Annotated in this window: 16 protein-coding genes; 12 read left to right on the top strand and 4 right to left on the bottom strand. The window is 72.9% G+C overall.

The window, feature by feature from the left end; genetic code table 11:
- Positions 1 to 7: 7 nt before the first annotated feature.
- The 7 genes from ACF07V_RS09095 to ACF07V_RS09065 all read left to right on the top strand — a co-directional run bounded on the left by ACF07V_RS09095 (position 8) and on the right by ACF07V_RS09065 (position 7,767).
- On the top strand, positions 8 to 1,258 hold the full coding sequence (locus ACF07V_RS09095) for a prenyltransferase/squalene oxidase repeat-containing protein (RefSeq protein ID WP_392152607.1): 1,251 nt from the start codon (positions 8 to 10) through the stop codon (positions 1,256 to 1,258).
- 20 nt (positions 1,259 to 1,278) lie between these two features.
- Positions 1,279 to 1,926 (top strand): SCO2322 family protein, encoded by a 648-nt coding sequence (locus tag ACF07V_RS09090; RefSeq protein WP_392152605.1) that lies wholly within the window; start codon positions 1,279 to 1,281, stop codon positions 1,924 to 1,926.
- Positions 1,923 to 3,056 (top strand): energy-coupling factor transporter transmembrane component T, encoded by a 1,134-nt coding sequence (locus ACF07V_RS09085; RefSeq protein ID WP_392152603.1) that lies wholly within the window; start codon positions 1,923 to 1,925, stop codon positions 3,054 to 3,056. The genes ACF07V_RS09090 and ACF07V_RS09085 overlap by 4 nt, the downstream gene beginning before the upstream one ends.
- Positions 3,053 to 4,780: an ABC transporter ATP-binding protein gene (locus ACF07V_RS09080; protein ID WP_392152601.1), complete on the top strand. Its 1,728-nt coding sequence runs from the start codon at positions 3,053 to 3,055 to the stop codon at positions 4,778 to 4,780. Before ACF07V_RS09085 ends, ACF07V_RS09080 begins: the two co-directional genes overlap by 4 nt.
- Positions 4,777 to 5,643, top strand: coding sequence for an ECF transporter S component (locus tag ACF07V_RS09075; protein ID WP_392152599.1), 867 nt, complete (start codon positions 4,777 to 4,779; stop codon positions 5,641 to 5,643). The genes ACF07V_RS09080 and ACF07V_RS09075 overlap by 4 nt, the downstream gene beginning before the upstream one ends.
- Before the next feature lie 299 nt (positions 5,644 to 5,942).
- Complete coding sequence (locus ACF07V_RS09070; RefSeq protein WP_392152598.1) at positions 5,943 to 6,344, top strand: transglycosylase SLT domain-containing protein; 402 nt, start codon at positions 5,943 to 5,945, stop codon at positions 6,342 to 6,344.
- A 328-nt stretch (positions 6,345 to 6,672) separates the two neighbouring features.
- Positions 6,673 to 7,767, top strand: a complete 1,095-nt coding sequence (locus tag ACF07V_RS09065; RefSeq protein WP_392152596.1) for an NAD(P)H-dependent flavin oxidoreductase — start codon at positions 6,673 to 6,675, stop codon at positions 7,765 to 7,767.
- Here ACF07V_RS09065 and ACF07V_RS09060 read toward each other — a convergent pair.
- Positions 7,751 to 8,920 carry a steroid 3-ketoacyl-CoA thiolase gene (locus tag ACF07V_RS09060; RefSeq protein WP_392152595.1) on the bottom strand — a complete coding sequence of 390 codons (1,170 nt, stop codon included), beginning with the start codon at positions 8,918 to 8,920 and terminating at the stop codon, positions 7,751 to 7,753. The two genes, ACF07V_RS09065 and ACF07V_RS09060, sit on opposite strands and share 17 nt — an antisense overlap.
- Before the next feature lie 229 nt (positions 8,921 to 9,149).
- On the opposite strand from ACF07V_RS09060, the gene ACF07V_RS09055 reads away from it, so the two are divergent.
- The 3 genes from ACF07V_RS09055 to ACF07V_RS09045 are packed head-to-tail and all read left to right on the top strand — an operon-like array spanning position 9,150 to position 12,241.
- Positions 9,150 to 10,433 carry a cytochrome P450 gene (locus tag ACF07V_RS09055; RefSeq protein ID WP_392152593.1) on the top strand — a complete coding sequence of 428 codons (1,284 nt, stop codon included), beginning with the start codon at positions 9,150 to 9,152 and terminating at the stop codon, positions 10,431 to 10,433.
- Between the two features lie 48 nt (positions 10,434 to 10,481).
- Positions 10,482 to 11,576 (top strand): DUF2330 domain-containing protein, encoded by a 1,095-nt coding sequence (locus ACF07V_RS09050; RefSeq protein WP_392152591.1) that lies wholly within the window; start codon positions 10,482 to 10,484, stop codon positions 11,574 to 11,576.
- Entirely contained in the window at positions 11,573 to 12,241 is a 669-nt protein-coding gene (locus ACF07V_RS09045; RefSeq protein WP_392152589.1) for an O-methyltransferase, read from the top strand. The genes ACF07V_RS09050 and ACF07V_RS09045 overlap by 4 nt, the downstream gene beginning before the upstream one ends.
- 10 nt (positions 12,242 to 12,251) lie before the next feature.
- Here the strand turns inward: ACF07V_RS09045 and ACF07V_RS09040 are convergent, their stop codons facing one another.
- Entirely contained in the window at positions 12,252 to 12,656 is a 405-nt protein-coding gene (locus ACF07V_RS09040; RefSeq protein ID WP_392152587.1) for a hypothetical protein, read from the bottom strand.
- 57 nt (positions 12,657 to 12,713) lie between these two features.
- On the bottom strand, positions 12,714 to 13,874 hold the full coding sequence (locus tag ACF07V_RS09035; RefSeq protein ID WP_392152585.1) for a serpin family protein: 1,161 nt from the start codon (positions 13,872 to 13,874) through the stop codon (positions 12,714 to 12,716).
- Positions 13,875 to 13,886: 12 nt separating this feature from the next.
- On the opposite strand from ACF07V_RS09035, the gene ACF07V_RS09030 reads away from it, so the two are divergent.
- Both ACF07V_RS09030 and ACF07V_RS09025 read left to right on the top strand, forming a co-directional pair.
- The gene (locus ACF07V_RS09030; RefSeq protein WP_392152583.1) at positions 13,887 to 14,198 is read left to right on the top strand and encodes an antibiotic biosynthesis monooxygenase family protein; all 312 of its coding nucleotides are present in this window, start codon (positions 13,887 to 13,889) and stop codon (positions 14,196 to 14,198) included.
- A 33-nt stretch (positions 14,199 to 14,231) separates the two neighbouring features.
- Positions 14,232 to 14,717: a GNAT family N-acetyltransferase gene (locus ACF07V_RS09025; RefSeq protein ID WP_392152582.1), complete on the top strand. Its 486-nt coding sequence runs from the start codon at positions 14,232 to 14,234 to the stop codon at positions 14,715 to 14,717.
- 12 nt (positions 14,718 to 14,729) lie between these two features.
- Here ACF07V_RS09025 and ACF07V_RS09020 read toward each other — a convergent pair whose 3' ends face one another.
- A complete protein-coding gene (locus tag ACF07V_RS09020; protein ID WP_392152580.1) occupies positions 14,730 to 16,802 on the bottom strand; it encodes a DHA2 family efflux MFS transporter permease subunit in 2,073 nt (690 codons plus the stop codon).
- Positions 16,803 to 16,961: the final 159 nt, after the last annotated feature.

The raw sequence follows: 16,961 nt of genomic DNA, 5'->3' as shown, positions 1-16,961 counted from the left end.
GGGCCCCATGAACACCGTCCGCCGCGGCGCCGCCGCGCTCGCCGCCGCCGCAGCCGTGCTCGGCACCGCAGCAGCCTTCCCGGCCGCCGCCGCGCCGTCCCCGACCCCCTCGACCGGCACCCTCCCGCCCGGCCTGTACGGCACGAAGGACCCGACGTACGACGGTGTCTGGCGGCAGTCGCTCGCTTTCCTCGCCCAGCGCGGCGCCGGCTACCAGCCCGCCGACCAGGCGGTGAACTGGCTGCTCGGCCAGCAGTGCGACGACGGTTCGTTCGCCTCGTACCGCGCGGACGTGTCGAAGCCCTGCGACGCGAAGACGATGCGGGACACCAACGCCACCGCCGTCGCCGTCCAGGCGCTCCGCGCCGTGCGCGGGCAGTCCGCCGCCCCGAGCGCGATCGACAAGGCCGTCAAGGCCGGTTCCGACTGGCTGCGGACCGTGCAGAACAAGGACGGCGGCTGGGGCTACGGCGTGGGCGGCGCGAGCGACGCCAACTCCACCTCGGTCGTCACCGGCGCGCTCGCCGCGACAGGCGTGAAGCCCGTCTCGTTCACCTCCGCCGAGGGCCACACCCCCTACGACGCGCTCCTCACCTTCGCCCTGCCCTGCTCGGCCGAGGACGGCGCCGGGGCGTTCGCGTACCAGCCGGACAAGACCGGCAAGCTCCTCGCCAACGCCGACGCCACCGCGGCGGCCACCCTCGCCGGGCTCGGCAAGAGCATCGTCGCCACGAAGGCCTCGCCCGAGCAGCCCCCGGCCTGCAACGACCTGTCGAAGCCGACCGCCGAGCGGGCCGCCCTGAACGGCGCCTCCTACCTGGCGAAGTCCCTCGCGAAGACCGGCCACCTGACCCTGCCTCCGATGCCGGGCGCCACCGACACCACCGAGCAGCCCGACGTCGGCAACACCGCCGACGCCGTCGTCGCGCTCGCCGCCGCCGGCGCCACGAAGGAGGCCCGGCCGGCGCTGGCGTGGCTGGAGAAGAACTCGGCCGCCTGGGCGAAGGAGGGCGGCCCGGCCGCGTACGCGCAGCTGATCCTTGCCGCCCGCGCGACCGACACCGACCCGCGCCAGTTCGGCACGGCGGACCTGGTCGAGCAGCTCAACGCCACCGGCCCGGCGCCCAAGACCCCGGACACCTCGGCCTCCTCCACCAGCGACGACGAGGGCTCCGGCTTCGACGTCTGGTGGATCATCGGCATCGGCACGGTCGTCGGCGTCGGCATCGGCTTCCTCGTGAGCGGCCGCAAGAAGTGAGCCGGACGCGGACGAAGGCCGTGGGCGCCACGGCCGGGGCGCTGCTGACCCTCGCCGGGGTCGCGGCGGCTCCGGCGCAGGCGGCCGGCTACCGCTACTGGTCGTTCTGGGAGAGCGCCGGCGGAAAGCCCTGGGCGTACGCCACGCAGGGCCCGGCGACCGCCAGGCCCGCCGACGGCGACTCCCTCGGCTTCCGCTTCGCGATCAGCAACGGCACGGACGACACCTCCCAACCCTCCGTCGCCCCCGACTTCGCGGGGATCTGCGGGGGCGTGGAGAAGAAGGACGGTACGAAGCGGATCGCGGTCGTCGTCGACTTCGGCGGCCCGGTGGACGCGCCGCCCGGGGAGACCCCACCGGAGAAGCTGATCAAGGTCGGCTGCGCGGAGGTCCGCGAGGAGGCGACGGGCGCGGAGGCGCTCGCGGCGGTGGCGAAGCCACTGCGGTACGACAGCGCGGCGATGCTGTGCGGGATCGCGGGGTACCCGGCGAAGGGCTGCGGCGAGCAGGTCGAGGAGAAGCCGACGGCGTCGGCCGCCCCGACGGCCGCTCCGGCCGCCGCTCCGCGGGGATCCGGCGGCGGCCCGTCCTTCGGCGTGCTCGCGGGCGGGGCCGCGGTCCTGGCCCTGGGCGGGGCGGCGATCTGGAAGGCCCGCCGGCGCGGATGAGTACGGCGAGTGCGGCCCGTGGGCTCCGGGTGATCACGGCCCCCGAGGCGAGCCGGGCCAACGCCCTGCACGCGGGCGCGTGGTGGCTGTGGGCGCTCGGCCTGGCCGTCGCCGCGTCCCGGACCACGAACCCCCTGCTGCTCGGACTCCTGGTCGGGGTGGCGGGTTACGTGGTGGCCGCGCGGCGCACGGACGCGCCCTGGGCCCGCTCGTACGGCGCGTTCGTGAAGCTGGGCCTGTTCGTCGTGGCCCTGCGCGTGGTGTTCTCCCTCCTCCTCGGCTCCCCCATCCCCGGTGAGCACGAGCTGTTCACCCTCCCCGAGGTGCCGCTGCCGGACTGGGCGCAGGGGGTACGGATCGGGGGCCGGGTGACGGCCGAGCAGCTGGTGTTCGCGCTGTACGACGGGGCGAAGCTGGCGACCCTGCTGATCTGCGTGGGCGCGGCGAACGCGCTCGCCAACCCGGCGCGGCTGCTGAAGTCGCTGCCCGGGGCGCTGTACGAGGCCGGGGTCGCCGTCGTCGTGGCGATGACCTTCGCGCCGAACATGGTCGCCGACGTGGTCCGGCTGCGGACGGCCCGCCGGCTGCGGGGCCGGCCCACGGGCGGGGTGCGCGCGGTGCTCCAGATCGGCCTGCCGGTCCTGGAGGGAGCGCTGGAACGGTCGATCGCGGTGGCGGCGTCGATGGACGCGCGGGGCTACGGCCGGACGGCCCGGGTCCCCGCCTCCGTACGGCGCACGACGAACGTCCTGACCCTGGGCGGGCTCCTCGGGGTGTGCGCCGGCTCGTACGGGCTGCTGGCGGCGGAGGGCGCGGGGTACGGGCTTCCGCTGCTCGGCGCGGGGCTGCTCGCCGCGATGGCCGGGCTCCGGCTCGGCGGCCGCAGAACGGTCCGTACCCGCTACCGCCCCGACCGCTGGGGGGCGCGGGCATGGCTGGTCGCGGGCTCGGGGGTCGCGGTGGCGGTCCTGATGATCTGGGCGAACGCGTACGCCCCCGAGGCGCTGCACCCCGGGGTGGTCCCCCTGGAGGCGCCGGAGCTGCCGGTGTGGCCGGCGATGTCGGTCCTCGTCGGCCTGCTGCCGGCGTTCGTGGCGCCGGCCCCTTCGCCGAAGGAGAAGAACACGTGATCCGCTTCGAGAACGTCTCGGTGCGCTACGAGGAGGACGCCGAGCCGACCCTGCGGAACGTGAACCTCACGGTCCCCGAGGGCGAGCTGGTGCTCCTCGTCGGCCCTTCGGGGGTCGGCAAGTCGACCCTCCTGGGCGCGGTCTCGGGCCTCGTCCCCCACTTCACGGGCGGCACCCTGACCGGGCGGGTGACGGTCGACGGCCGCGACACCCGCACCCATCCGCCGCGGGAGCTGGCGGACCTGGTGGGGACGGTGGGCCAGGATCCGTCCGCGCACTTCGTCACCGACACGGTCGAGGACGAGCTCGCGTACGGCATGGAGTCCCTCGGCCTGGCGCCGGGCGTGATGCGCCGCCGGGTGGAGGAGACCCTGGACCTCCTGGGCCTCGCCGAACTCCGCGACCGCCCGATCGCGACGCTCTCCGGCGGCCAGCGCCAGCGGGTCGCGATCGGCTCGGTCCTGACCCCGCACCCCAAGGTCCTCGTCCTCGACGAACCGACCTCCGCGCTGGACCCGTCGGCGGCGGAGGAGGTCCTGGCGGTCCTCCAGCGCCTGGTCCACGACCTGGGCACGACGGTCCTCCTGGCGGAACACCGCCTGGAACGGGTGGTCCAGTACGCGGACCAGGTGCTTCTGCTGCCGGAGGCCGTGATGGGCGCGCCGGCCGAGATCATGGCGGTGTCGCCGGTGCATCCGCCCGTGGTGAGCCTGGGCCGCCTGGCGGGCTGGGACCCGCTGCCGCTGACGGTGCGGGATGCGCGGAGGCGGGCGGGGGGCTTGAAGGAGCGGCTGAAGAACTCAGCCCCGCCGGCCCTTGAGGCGCGGGGGTCCGGGGGCGGAGCCCCCGAATCCGGGCCCGGGGCCGCTCCGGTGCCTCGGGGGCCGGGGCAGAACCCCGGTTCCGGGAAGGGGCGGGGTGAGGGCTTCTCCCTCTTCCGACGGCGCCGCAGCGCACCCGCACCCGCACCCACCGCTCCCCTCCTCACCGTCACGAACCTCGCCGTCCGCCGCGGCCGCGTCGAGGCGCTCCGCCGCATCGACCTCCAGGTCGACCCCGGCGAGACCGTCGCCCTCATGGGCCGCAACGGCGCCGGCAAGTCCACCCTGCTCTCCACCCTCGTCGGCATGATCGAACCGACCACCGGCACCGTCCGCGTCGCCGGCCGCGCCCCGCACGGCACCGCGCCCCGCGAGCTGATCCGCCAGGTCGGCCTGGTTCCGCAGGAGCCCAGGGACCTCCTGTACGCGGACACGGTCGCCGCCGAGTGCACGGCGGCGGACGCGGACGCGGGCGCGGAGCCCGGGACCTGCCGGGCCCTGGTGGAGGAGCTGCTCCCGGGGGTCGGGGACGACACGCATCCCCGGGACCTGTCCGAGGGCCAGCGGCTCGCGCTCGCGCTGGCCGTGGTCCTGACCGGCCGCCCCCCGCTGCTCCTGCTCGACGAGCCGACCCGCGGCCTGGACTACGCGGCGAAGGCCCGCCTGGTCGCCCGTCTGCGGACCCTCGCGGCGGACGGCCACGCGATCGTGCTTGCGACGCACGACGTGGAGCTCGCGGCCGAGCTGGCGCACCGGGTGGTGATCATCGCGGACGGCGAGGTCGTCGCGGACGGCCCGACGGCCGAGGTGGTCGTGTCCTCGCCGGCGTTCTCGCCGCAGGTGGCGAAGATCCTCGCGCCGCGGCCGTGGCTCACGGTCGAACAGGTGGAGGCGGCGCTGTGAAGACGGCACGCCCCCTCCGCCTCGGCCCGCGCTCGGTGGCCGCACTCCTCCTTGTCTCCCTCGTCGGTCTGGTCGGGATCGGCTGGCCGCTCTTCGCCGACAGGGCGGCGGCGGTCACGAACCACGCGGCCGACGCCCCCTGGCTCTTCGCCCTGCTCCTCCCCCTCCTCATCGCGGTCGTCGTGGCGACGATCGCGGACTGCGGGATGGACGCGAAGGCGGTGGCGATGCTGGGCGTGCTCGCCGCGGTGGGCGCGGCGCTGCGCCCGCTGGGGGCGGGGACGGCCGGTCTGGAGCCGATGTTCTTCCTGATGGTGCTGAGCGGCCGGGTCCTCGGCCCGGGCTTCGGCTTCGTCCTGGGCGCGGTGACGATGTTCGCGTCGGCGCTGCTCACGGGCGGTGTGGGTCCGTGGATGCCGACGCAGATGCTGGCGATGGGCTGGTTCGCGATGGGCGCGGGGCTGCTGCCGGGCCCGGACCGGCTGAGGGGGCGGGCCGAGCTGCTGATGCTGTCCGCGTACGGATGCGTGGCGGCGTTCGCGTACGGCACGGTCACCAATCTCTACGGCTGGGTGACGGTCGGCGGCATCGGCCAGGCCATCTCCTTCGTGCCCGGGGATCCGGTGCACGAGAACCTGGTCCGTTTCCTCGCGTACGTCCTCGCCACGTCTCTCGGCTGGGACCTCGGCCGTGCCGTTCTGACCGTCGTCCTGACGCTCACCGTCGGCGGCACCCTCCTGAGGGCGCTGCGGCGGGCCACGCGGCGGGCGAACTTCGAGGCCCAGGTCACATTCGAGGCCCCGGAAGGGGCCTCCCCGGGTGAGGCGCCCCACAGGACGTACGTCACGTACGAGGCGAAATAGTAGACCGCCAGACCGGCCCAAATCGCCTCACACCCCCGCACGACCTGCGGAAACACCGCACACCACCCCACCCCCGAAGGCCCCCCGGGTCCGAACCTCCCTCGTACTGGGGGTCCTTGCCCCGCCCTTCCAGCCCTGCTTCTCTGGTGGACGTCGCCAGGCAGCCGGTGCTCAGGACAGCTCGTCCGAAAGCGCCACGGCAGGCCGGTTCCCCCCAGTTCCCGGGTCTCCCGGGCTCTGGTTCCGGCATGCCGAAAACGCCCGGCGCGACCCTTGTTCCCGACGTTAGGTATGACGCTTTGTTCCGCTCGATCGCCACTCGTGTCAACGCCCGCAAGAAGACCTTCGCTGTTTCCGCCGCTGTGCTCGTCGGCACCTCGGCCGCGGTGCTGGGCACGACGGGTTCGGCCTCGGCCGCCTCGGAGCAGGAGATCGCCCGCCAGATCGTCCCGCCGGCGCAGTTCGCGTCCTTCAGCAAGATCGTCGAGCACGAGTCCGGCTGGAACCACACCGCCACCAACTCGTCCTCGGGCGCCTACGGCCTGGTCCAGGCTCTCCCGGGCTCCAAGATGGCCTCGGCCGGTTCCGACTGGAAGACGAACCCCGCCACGCAGATCAAGTGGGGTCTCAAGTACATGAACGAGCGCTACGGCTCCCCGAACGCCGCCTGGGCGTTCTGGCAGGCCAACGGCTGGTACTAAGAAACACCTGCCGCACCGCGCATCCGCAAGGCCCCGCCCTCCTCACGGAGGGGCGGGGCCTGCGGCGTTTTCCGACCCGGCGGACGGCCCGGCCGACGGCCCGGCCGACGGCCCGGCGGAGACCCGGCGGACGGCCTGGCGGACGGCCTGACGGACGACCCGGCAGACGGCCCGGCGGACGACCCTGCGGACGGCCTGACGGACGGCCCGGCGGACGGCCTGACGGACGGCCCGGCGGACGGCCTGGCATTTTAGTAGACCGGTCATCTAGTGTTTCCGGCATCGGCGGACCCATCAGACGGTCCCACCGCCACACCGGAGGCTGCCCATGTCAGCGCACCCCGCCCGCACCCTCCCGCCCGGCCGCTTCGGCGACCTCGTCGGGATCCCGCTCCCCGTCGTCCAGGGCCCCTTCGGCGGAGGCCTCTCCTCCGTCGAGCTGGCCGCGGCCGTCTCCGAGGGCGGCGGCCTCGGCTCGTACGGGGCGCACATCCACACCCCGGAGGAGATCACCGCGCTCGTGGCCAAGCTCCGCGCCGCGACCGCCCGCCCCTTCGCCGTCAACCTCTGGGTGCCGCAGGAGGGCGAGCGGGCCGGCCTCCCCGAGTCCGCGCTCGCCGAGCACATCGCGCGGCTCCGCCCGTACTACGAGGAGCTGGGGGTACGTCCCCCGAGCGCCGAGGACGTCCTGGCGTGGCCCGACTTCGACGCCCAGCTGGACGCCCTGATCGCGGCCGCCCCGCCGGTGATCAGCCTGGTCATGGGTCTGCCGCCGCGCCGCCTGGTCGCGGAGGCCCGGCGGCACGGGATCGTCGTGGTGGGCACGGCGACGACGGTGGAGGAGGCGGTGGCCCTGGAGGCGGCCGGGGTGGACGCGGTCGTGGCCTCCGGCAGTGACGCGGGCGGCCATCGGGGCGCCTTCCTGCGGCCGGTACGGGAGTCCCTGGTGGGCACCTTCTCCCTGATCCCGCAGGTGGCGGACGCGGTGAGGGTCCCGGTGGTCGCGGCGGGCGGGATCGCCGACGGGCGCGGGGTCGCCGCCGCGCTCGCGCTCGGCGCGGACGCCGTCCAGGTCGGCACCGGTTTCCTGGCCACGCGCGAGTCGGGGGCGAGCGAGGCGCACCGGCGGATCCTCGGCACGCCGGAGGCCCGGACGACCGTGCTCACCCGCCTCTTCTCGGGGCGCACGGCGCGCGGCATCCCGAACGGCTTCGTCCGGGACATGGAGGTCCACGAGGATCACGTACCGCCGTATCCCGTGCAGAACGCGCTGATGGGTCCGGTGCGGCGGGCGGCGGCGGAGCAGGGCCGGCCCGAGTACGTGAACCTCTGGGCCGGCCAGGCGGCGGCTCTGGCGCAGGAGCCCTCGGCCGCCGCGTACCTCTCCACCCTCGTGGAGCAGGCGGTCAGAGCCGCTGGATGATCGTCCCGGTCGCGAGCGCTCCGCCCGCGCACATGGTGACGAGCGCGAACTCCTTGTCGGTGCGTTCCAGTTCGTGCAGGGCGGTGGCGATGAGCCGGGCCCCGGTGGCGCCGACGGGGTGGCCGAGGGCGATGGCGCCGCCGTTGACGTTGACCTTCTCCAGGTCCTGGTCGAAGACCTGCGCCCAGCTCAGCACCACGGACGCGAAGGCCTCGTTGATCTCGACGAGATCGATGTCCTTGAGCGACATCCCGGCCTTCCCGAGCACCGCCCGCGTCGCGTCGATCGGCCCGTCGAGGTGGAAGTGCGGATCGGCGCCGACCAGGGCCTGGGCGACGATCCGGGCGCGCGGGCGGAGCTTGAGGGCGCGGGCCATGCGCTTGGAGGCCCACATGATGGCGGAGGCACCGTCGGAGATCTGCGAGGAGTTCCCGGCGGTGTGGATCGCGGTGGGCATGACGGGCTTGAGGCGGGCCAGGCCCTCCATGGTCGTGTCGCGCAGGCCCTCGTCGCGGTCGACGAGCCGCCACATGCCCTGCCCGGCGGCCTGTTCGGCCTCGGTGGTGGGGACCTGGACGGCGAAGGTCTCGCGCTTGAAGCGCTCCTCGGACCAGGCGATCGCGGCCCGTTCCTGGGAGAGCAGGCCGAGGGAGTCGACGCGCTCGCGGGTGAGTCCGCGGCGGCGGGCGATGCGCTCGGCGGCCTCGAACTGGTTGGGCAGGTCGACGTTCCACTCGTCGGGGAAGGGCTTGCCCGGGCCGTGTTTGGAGCCGGAGCCGAGCGGGACGCGGGACATGGCCTCGACGCCGCAGGAGATCCCGATGTCGATGACACCGGCCGCGACCATGTTGGCGACCATGTGGCTGGCCTGCTGCGAGGAGCCGCACTGACAGTCGACGGTGGTGGCGGCCGTCTCGTAGGGGAGGCCCATGGTGAGCCAGGCGGTGCGCGCCGGGTTCATGGACTGCTCGCCGGCGTGGGTGACCGTACCGCCGACGATCTGTTCGACGCAGTCGGCGTGGATGCCGGTGCGACCGAGGAGTTCGCGGTAGGTCTCGCCCAGGAGGTAGGCGGGGTGGAGGTTGGCGAGCGCGCCTCCGCGCTTGCCGATGGGGGTGCGTACGGCTTCGACGATGACGGGTTCCGCGGCCATGAGCTCGTCCTCTCCTCGACCGGACGGGGTGTCCCGGCACCCCGGTCGGTCGGCGTCACGGGGGAACTAGTACGCGTTCTAGTTCTGAGTGCAGTCTTATGACTGCTACCGCCGGTACGCAAGGGTCCGGGACGCAACAGTTCCCGCTCCGCCCCTTGCTACTTGTAGAACTCGTTACTAACTTTCCCGGCAACTTCTGATGGTCCATCAGATATGGAGAGTGTTGCCGATGGCCTGCCCGCATCTCCCCGGAGGACAGCTCCCCGAAGGGCTCCCGGAGGGGCTCCCCGAGGGGTTCGACGCCACCGACCCCGATCTGCTCCGCGACCGCGTCCCCTTCCCGGAGTTCGCCCGGCTGCGGCAGACCGCGCCCGTGTGGTGGTGCCCCCAGCCGGCCGGCGTCACCGGCTTCGCGGACGGCGGGTACTGGGCGGTCACGCGCCACTCCGACGTCAAGTACGTCTCCACCCACCCCGAACTGTTCTCCTCGAACGAGAACACCGCCGTCATCCGCTTCAACGAGCACATCACCCGGGACCAGATCGAGGTCCAGAAGCTGATCATGCTCAACATGGACCCGCCCGAGCACACCCGGGTCCGCCAGATCGTCCAGCGCGGCTTCACCCCGCGCGCGATCCGGAACCTGGAGACCGCCCTGCGCGAGCGCGCGCACGCCATCGTCCAGGAGGCGAAGCGCGCCACCGACAGCGACGGCACCTTCGACTTCGTCACCCGCGTCGCCGTCGAACTCCCCCTCCAGGCCATCGCCGAACTCATCGGCGTCCCCCAGGAGGACCGCTCCCGGATCTTCGACTGGTCGAACAAGATGGTCGCGTACGACGACCCCGAGTACGCCATCACCGAGGAGATCGGCGCCGAAGCCGCCATGGAACTCATCGGCTACTCGATGAACATGGCCGCCGCCCGCAAGGAGTGCCCCGCCAAGGACATCGTGTCCCAGCTCGTCGCCGCCGAGGGCCAGGGCAACCTCTCCTCCGACGAGTTCGGCTTCTTCGTCCTGCTGCTCGCCGTCGCCGGGAACGAGACCACCCGCAACGCCATCAGCCACGGCATGCACGCCTTCCTCACCCACCCCGACCAGTGGGAACTCTTCAAGCGGGAGCGGCCCGCGACCGCCGCCGAGGAGATCGTGCGCTGGGCGACCCCCGTCGTCTCCTTCCAGCGGACCGCGACCCAGGACACCGAAATCGGCGGGCAGAAGATCCGCAAGGGCGACCGCGTCGGCCTCTTCTACTCCTCCGCCAACAACGACCCCGAGGTCTTCACCGACCCCGAACGCTTCGACATCACCCGCGACCCCAACCCCCACCTCGGCTTCGGCGGCGGCGGACCCCACTTCTGCCTCGGCAAGTCCCTCGCGATCAAGGAGATCGAGCTGATCTTCAACGCGATCGCCGACGCCCTGCCCGACCTCACCCTCGCCGGCGAACCCCGCCGGCTGCGGGCGGCCTGGCTGAACGGGGTGAAGGAACTCCGGGTCCGTACCGCATAGCCCCGCACCCGGCGGAACCGGAATCCGGCCGGTCGCGTCCGACCCCACATGCGGGGGACACAGAGAAACATCCTGACGGTCGTCATCGCGCTGCTGGCGCTCCAGCTCGGCTCGCTCGTCGCGCCGGCCTACGCCTGCGGCTGCGGCGCGATGATCCCGGACAGGTCAGAGCGCATCGGCGTCGACCGGGAGGAGTCGGCCGTCCGCTGGGACGGCCGCACCGAGACCGTCGTCATGCGCTTCAACGTCCACGGGAACGCCCGGCGGGCGGCCTGGATCATGCCGGTGCCGGGCCGCGCCGACGTCACGCTCGGCGACCCGGCGCTCTTCGACGCGCTCGACCGGCTCACCGAGCCCGAGCAGCGCGACCGCTTCCACTTCTGGCCCCGCGAGGGCGACTGGCCCTTCGACTCCACGTACGGCGACGGAGCCGCCGCCGCCCCGCCCGGCGCGGGCTCCGGCGTCGGCGTCGTCGGCCGCGAACGGCTCGGCCCCTTCGACGTGGCCCGGCTCACCGCCACCGACCCCGAGGCCCTCGGCGACTGGCTGCACACCAACGGCTTCGAGCTGCCCGAGCGGCTCACGGACGCGCTCCGGCCGTACGTCGAGCGGAAGTGGGAGTACGTCGCGGTCCGCCTGGCCCCGCAGGAGCAGGGCGCGACGCTGTACGGCGAGCTGACCCCGCTGAGGATCCGCTTCGCCTCCCCCGAACTCGTCTACCCCATGCGGCTCTCCCGCCTCGCCCGGACCCCGCAGACCCTCGGCCTGTACATCCTCGCCGACCACCGGATGGAGCCCCGCTCCCCGATCGGCGGCGACCGCCCCGAGGTGACGTTCGCCGGACGGATCGAGCGCCCCGAGGACGCCGTGGCGGGACTCACGGGCGACGCGCCCGTCCAGCTGACGGTCCTGGAACAGCACTTCCCCCACCCCGAACGGATCGACGACGACCACCACCTGCGGACCGTCGCCGACACCCCCTACCGCCGGGTCGAGTACACGGACCGGCTGCTCACGGTCGGCGGCGGCATCCCGGTCTGGCTCCTGACGGTGGGCGGGGGCCTGCTGCTCGCGGCGCTGTTCGCCGTACGGGTGACGAGGCGCCGCTCCGACAGGAACGCAGGTGTACGTTCGGCCGCATGACGAACCCTCAGTGGACCGCAGTCGACCAGTACTTCGCCGAGACGATCACCCCCGCCGACGAGGCACTCACCGCAGCGCTCACCGTCTCCACGGCGGCCGGCCTGCCGGAGATCGCCGTCGCCCCCAACCAGGGCAAGCTGCTCCACCTGCTCGCCCTGATGCAGGGCGCGCGGACCATCCTGGAGATCGGCACCCTCGGCGGATACAGCACGATCTGGCTGGCCCGCGCACTGCCCACCGACGGACGGCTGATCACCCTGGAGTACGAGCCGGCCCACGCGGACGTCGCCCGCGCCAACATCGCCCGCGCCGGCCTCGACAAGATCGTCGAGGTCGTGACGGGCGCGGCCCTGGACACCCTGCCGCAGCTGGAGGCCGAGGCCGCGGGCCCCTTCGACCTCGTCTTCATCGACGCCGACAAGGTCAACAACCCCCGCTACGTGGAGTGGGCGCTGAAGCTCTCCCGCCCGGGCACGGTGATCATCGTCGACAACGTGGTGCGGAACGGCGAGGTCGCCACCGAGCACCCCGACGACCCCGCCATCACGGGCACACGCGAGATGTTCGACCTGGTCGCGCGCGAGCCGCGCCTGGACGCGACGGCCCTCCAGACGGTCGGCACGAAGGGCTACGACGGCCTGCTGCTCGCGCGCGTGGTGGAGTGACCGGGCGGGACTACTTCCACTCCCAGACCGTTCCGGTCACCTTCCCGCTCTCCTCGACCGCGTACTCGAACACGGCGGCGACCCCGTTGAGCCGGACGAAATCGGCGGCGGCGGTCTCGTAGAAGAGGGCGCCCCGCCAGTCCACCCCGCCGGACCCGTTGAAGCGGCCGACGCCGGTGCCGTGCCAGGTGATCGTGTCGCCGCCCTGGGTCATGGTGATCCCCTGACCCTCGCCGAAGAGCGTGCCGTCGGCCCGTAGGACCGACTCGTACGTCGCCATGTCCTTGACGGCCGCTCCAAGGAGGGTGCCCGTCGCCTGGACCGAGGTCTCCGTGACGGCGTGACCGCCGTCCGTGGACAGCACCCGTATCCCCGTCGTCTCTCCTGTGATCGTGCCGAGCTCCTCGCCGAGCATGGTGGGACTCCTCTCCGGATCCCCCTCCCTCCGGACTACGCCCACCGGCGGGCGTCGTCAAACGGAGGCGCCGGGCGCGCCGGACCGCCAGCCGGCGAAGAGCGGCAGCTCACCGTCACCGTCGAGCACCACGACCCCGAACGGCCGGTCGAAGGCGATCCGCTCCGTCACCTCGTGCCGGCGCGCCGCCGCACTGCGGGTCATCGTCACCTGGGTGACGGCAGCCGCCTCGACACCCTCCTCCGCGACCTCGACCACGGCCGACTGCGCGACCTCGGCGATGTACAGGTCGGCCGCGGAGATCCCCGAGAAGTCGGCGCCGGGACGCAGGGCACGGGTGACGCCGAGCGCCGCCAGGTGCGCCCCCGCGTCGGTCCTCGTACGGAGCGTGAAGCGCGGCAGGGCGAGATCGGCCGAGTCGGCCACGAGCGGCCGCCGCGCCTCGGGCCCCGCCCAGGCGGCGGGCAGCACCTCGGCCGGCCCGGCACCCTCGGCCCCGAGCACGCACCGCACCCGCACGCCCCGCTCCCCGGCACAGGGCAGCTCGACGACGGTGACCCCGTCCACGTACCAGACCCGGCCGGCGGGGATCCGCCGCCGCATGGTCGGCACGGGCCGGGTGTCGCCGAACCGGTCGGTGAAGGGCTCGTCCCGGGTGGCATGCACCGGGAAGGCGGTCGCCCAAGAGGCCTTCAGCGCCAGGGCGTTGACCAGCACCAGGTCCTCGGAGCCGTCGAGCTCGACCGGCAGCCGCGCGATCCGCCCACCGGTGGCCGCCCGCACCCAGGCGTCGAGCTCCTCCTGGAAATCGGGGAGTTCGCCCAGGGACATGTCGTCCGTGGCCCCGAAGAACTCGTCGGGCAGCGCGAACCAGACCGCACGGGGCAACAGACCGAACCGCACCTCGGGCAACCCCCGCCGGAACGCCTCCAGGATCGGCAGCGTGCTCCACACCCCGGTCGCCACCGCGACCCCGTCCATGGCCGCGACCCGCCGCCCGACCGAGGTCACGGCCTCGGCGGCGGCCTCCCCCTCCACCCCGAGCAGCGCCCTCAGTTCCTCACCGGTCCGGCCCCGCGCCCCGGAGGCCACGGCCCCGAGCGCCAGCCACAACCCGACCGGCGAGACGACGAAGTCACCGCCCCCGAGCCCGGCCGTCCAGCGCGCGGCCAGATTCCGTACCGCGTCCACCTGCGGGGCAGGAGGGGTGCCGGTCATATGCTGCCTTTCATGAGCATCGTGAAGATCAACGTCCTGACCGTGCCGGCCGAGCAGCGCGAGGTGCTTGAGCAGCGGTTCGCCTCCCGGGCCGGGGCCGTGGAGGGGTCCGACGGTTTCGAGTGGTTCGAGCTGCTGCGCCCCGTGGAGGGCACCGACCAGTACCTGGTGTACACCCGGTGGCGCAGCGAGGAGGACTTCCAGAACTGGATGAGCGGTTCCATGAAGGACGCCCACCAGGGCGGTGGCGACCGGCCGAAGCCCGCCGCTTCCGGCTCCACCCTGTGGTCCTTCGAGGTCGTCCAGCAGGCGTCGCCCAAGTAATTCGAGCGCGAGCGTGGTCGTGCGGGCCGCAGAATGGCCCGCATGACCTGGACCATCTCTGCCGAGCGTGTCGACACCCCGGACGCGACCGCCCTCCGACGCGACTACTACGACGACGTCGCCAGCCGCTACTGGAAGCGGCCCGCGACCGAGGCCGAGATCGACGAGGGCCTGACGAACGACGGGGTCGAGAAGCTGACCCCGCCGACCGGGCAGTTCCTGGTCGCACGGTTCGAGGGGAAGCCGGCCGGCTGCGGCGGGATCCTGATGCTGGACGCCGAACGCGCCGAGCTCACCCGGGTGTTCCTGCGGCACGCCTTCCGCGGCGCCGGCGGCGCGGGCGCCCTGCTGCGGAGGCTTGAGGAGGAGGCGCGCGACCTCGGCGCGCGCCGGATGGTCCTCAACACGCGCCTCGACCTGGTCGAGGCCCGCGCCCTGTACTCGCGGCACGGGTACGTGGAGATCCCCGCGTACTGCACCGGGCCGTACATGGACATCTGGTACGGCAAGGAGCTCTGAGCCCCGCCGGGTTCAGGGGTGGTGGTGGTCGCCGGGCGGTTCCGGTGTGTGCGGCCGCTCCCCGTCCGAGCCGCACAGTTCGGCCGTCAGCTCCTCCACCAGCTGGACGAGGTCGGTGGGCCGGTCGGGCCCCCACCAGTCGCCGAGGAGTTCCGCGAGCGAGTCCTCCCGGGCCTTGGCCAGTACCGTCGCCGCCCGTACGCCCTCCTCGGTGAGGGTCAGCTGGACGCCCTCCCGGTCCACCATGCGCCGTTCCTCCACCTGCCGGGACGCCTCCGTGATCACCCGCAGCGGCACGGGGGTGGTGTCGGCCAGCAGGGAGGGTTCGACGGTCCCGTGGCGGCGGATGCGCAGCAGCAGCCAGCTCGCGGCCGGCAGCAGATCGAGTCCGGCACGGGCGGTGATCTTCACGTAGATCGCCTTGCGGCCCTCCCGGGAGCCGAGGACGGACAGGGCGCGGGCGCACTCGTCGTACGAGGAGCGCTCGACCGGGTTGGAGGCGAGCGTCTGGCTGGTGTCGGGCGCGGTCACCGAGCCGCGCAGCTTGTCCTCCTTCAGGAACCAGGCGATGACGAAGGCGACGAGGACGACCGGCGCCGCGTACAGGAAGACGTCCGTGATGGACGTGGCGTACGCGTGCAGGACGGAGGGCTGCAGGTCGGACGGGAGCTCCCCGATGGCCCGCGGGTCGGCGGCGACCTGTTCGGGGCCCATGCCGGGCGGGAGCTCGTCGGCGGGGACGCTCGCGAACACGTCGTCGAGCTTGCCGGTGAGCCGGTTGGTGAAGATCGTGCCGAAGACGGCGACACCGAAGGAGGCGCCGATGGAGCGGAAGAAGGTGGCTCCCGAGGTGGCGACGCCGAGGTCCTCGTAGGAGACGGCGTTCTGCACGACCAGGACGAGGACCTGCATGACGAGGCCGAGTCCGGCGCCGAAGACGAAGAAGCAGACGCTCATCGACCAGGTCGAGCTGGTCTCCGTCAGCTTGTGCAGGAGCAGCAGGCCGAGCCCGGTGAGGGCGGTGCCGGCGATCGGGAAGACCTTCCAGCGGCCGGTGCGCGACACGATCTGACCGGAGGCGGTCGAGGTGATCAGCATGCCGAGGACCATCGGCAGCATGTGGACGCCGGACATGGTCGGGCTGACGCCCTGGACCACCTGGAGGAAGGTCGGCAGATACGTCATCGCGCCGAACATGGCGAAGCCGACGACGAAGCTGATGACCGAGACGAGGCTGAAGGTCCGGATCCGGAACAGCTTGAGCGGCAGCACCGGTTCGGCGGCCCGCCGCTCGACGTACACGAACCAGACGAGGAGGACGGCTCCGAGGACCGCGAGTCCGATGATCTGCGCCGAGCCCCACGCCCAGGTCGTGCCGCCGAGGGAGGCGACCAGGACCAGGCAGGTGGCGACCGAGGCGATGAGGAACGTACCGAGGTAGTCGATCGTGTGCCGGGTGGAACGCACCGGGATGTGCAGCACGGCCGCGATCACGAACAGGGCGACGATCCCGATCGGCAGGTTGATGTAGAACACCCAGCGCCAGGAGAGGTGCTCGGTGAAGAGGCCGCCGAGCAGCGGGCCGAGGACACTGGTGGCGCCGAAGACGGCGCCGAAGAGGCCCTGGTACTTGCCGCGCTCCCGGGGCGAGACGAGGTCACCGACGATCGCCATCGACAGGACCATGAGGCCGCCGCCGCCGAGGCCCTGGATCGCGCGGAAGCCGATGAGCTGCGGCATGTTCTGGGCGACGCCGCAGAGGGCGGAGCCGATGAGGAAGACGACGATCGCGCCCTGGAACAGCTTCTTGCGGCCGTACTGGTCGCCCAGCTTGCCCCAGAGGGGGGTCGCGGCCGTCGACGCGAGCATGTAGGCCGTGACCACCCAGGAGAGGTGTTCCATGCCGCCGAGCTCGCTGACGATGGTCGGCAGGGCGGTGGAGACGATGGTCTGGTCGAGCGCGGCGAGGAGCATGCCGAGCAGCAGCGCGCCGATCGCGACGAGGACGGTGCGATGGCTCTGCCCCTCGCCGGGCACGGGGGCGTCGGCGTCGGGGAGCCGGGACGGGTGCGTGTCCTGAGCCATGGGGTCTCCGTCTCCGTGTCGCGGCGGGCCCCTCCATCCTGATCGGAATGTCCCGTTATGGCCTGCCGAAGGGCACGGCCGTTCGCCCGCCGTACAGACGCGGCCTGCATAATCGCTCGCAGTGGTATCGGGGAGGGGACCCATCATGACCGGACACGT

The organism is Streptomyces sp. NPDC015661, assembly GCF_043077765.1.
Lineage (GTDB): Bacteria > Actinomycetota > Actinomycetes > Streptomycetales > Streptomycetaceae > Streptomyces.
The sequence above is the reverse complement of the archived record's forward strand: the minus strand, read 5'-3'. Positions and strand labels throughout refer to the sequence as shown.

Bases quoted from the DNA above. Each gene is read 5' to 3' on its own strand.
- ACF07V_RS09095 (WP_392152607.1), top strand. From the start codon at position 8: ATGAACACCGTCCGCCGCGGCGCCGCCGCGCTCGCCGCCGCCGCAGCC.
- ACF07V_RS09085 (WP_392152603.1), top strand. From the start codon at position 1,923: ATGAGTACGGCGAGTGCGGCCCGTGGGCTCCGGGTGATCACGGCCCCC.
- ACF07V_RS09065 (WP_392152596.1), top strand. From the start codon at position 6,673: ATGTCAGCGCACCCCGCCCGCACCCTCCCGCCCGGCCGCTTCGGCGAC.
- ACF07V_RS09060 (WP_392152595.1), bottom strand. From the start codon at position 8,920: ATGGCCGCGGAACCCGTCATCGTCGAAGCCGTACGCACCCCCATCGGC.
- ACF07V_RS09055 (WP_392152593.1), top strand. From the start codon at position 9,150: ATGGCCTGCCCGCATCTCCCCGGAGGACAGCTCCCCGAAGGGCTCCCG.
- ACF07V_RS09050 (WP_392152591.1), top strand. From the start codon at position 10,482: ATGCGGGGGACACAGAGAAACATCCTGACGGTCGTCATCGCGCTGCTG.
- ACF07V_RS09045 (WP_392152589.1), top strand. From the start codon at position 11,573: ATGACGAACCCTCAGTGGACCGCAGTCGACCAGTACTTCGCCGAGACG.
- ACF07V_RS09040 (WP_392152587.1), bottom strand. From the start codon at position 12,656: ATGCTCGGCGAGGAGCTCGGCACGATCACAGGAGAGACGACGGGGATA.
- ACF07V_RS09035 (WP_392152585.1), bottom strand. From the start codon at position 13,874: ATGACCGGCACCCCTCCTGCCCCGCAGGTGGACGCGGTACGGAATCTG.
- ACF07V_RS09030 (WP_392152583.1), top strand. From the start codon at position 13,887: ATGAGCATCGTGAAGATCAACGTCCTGACCGTGCCGGCCGAGCAGCGC.
- ACF07V_RS09025 (WP_392152582.1), top strand. From the start codon at position 14,232: ATGGCCCGCATGACCTGGACCATCTCTGCCGAGCGTGTCGACACCCCG.
- ACF07V_RS09020 (WP_392152580.1), bottom strand. From the start codon at position 16,802: ATGGCTCAGGACACGCACCCGTCCCGGCTCCCCGACGCCGACGCCCCC.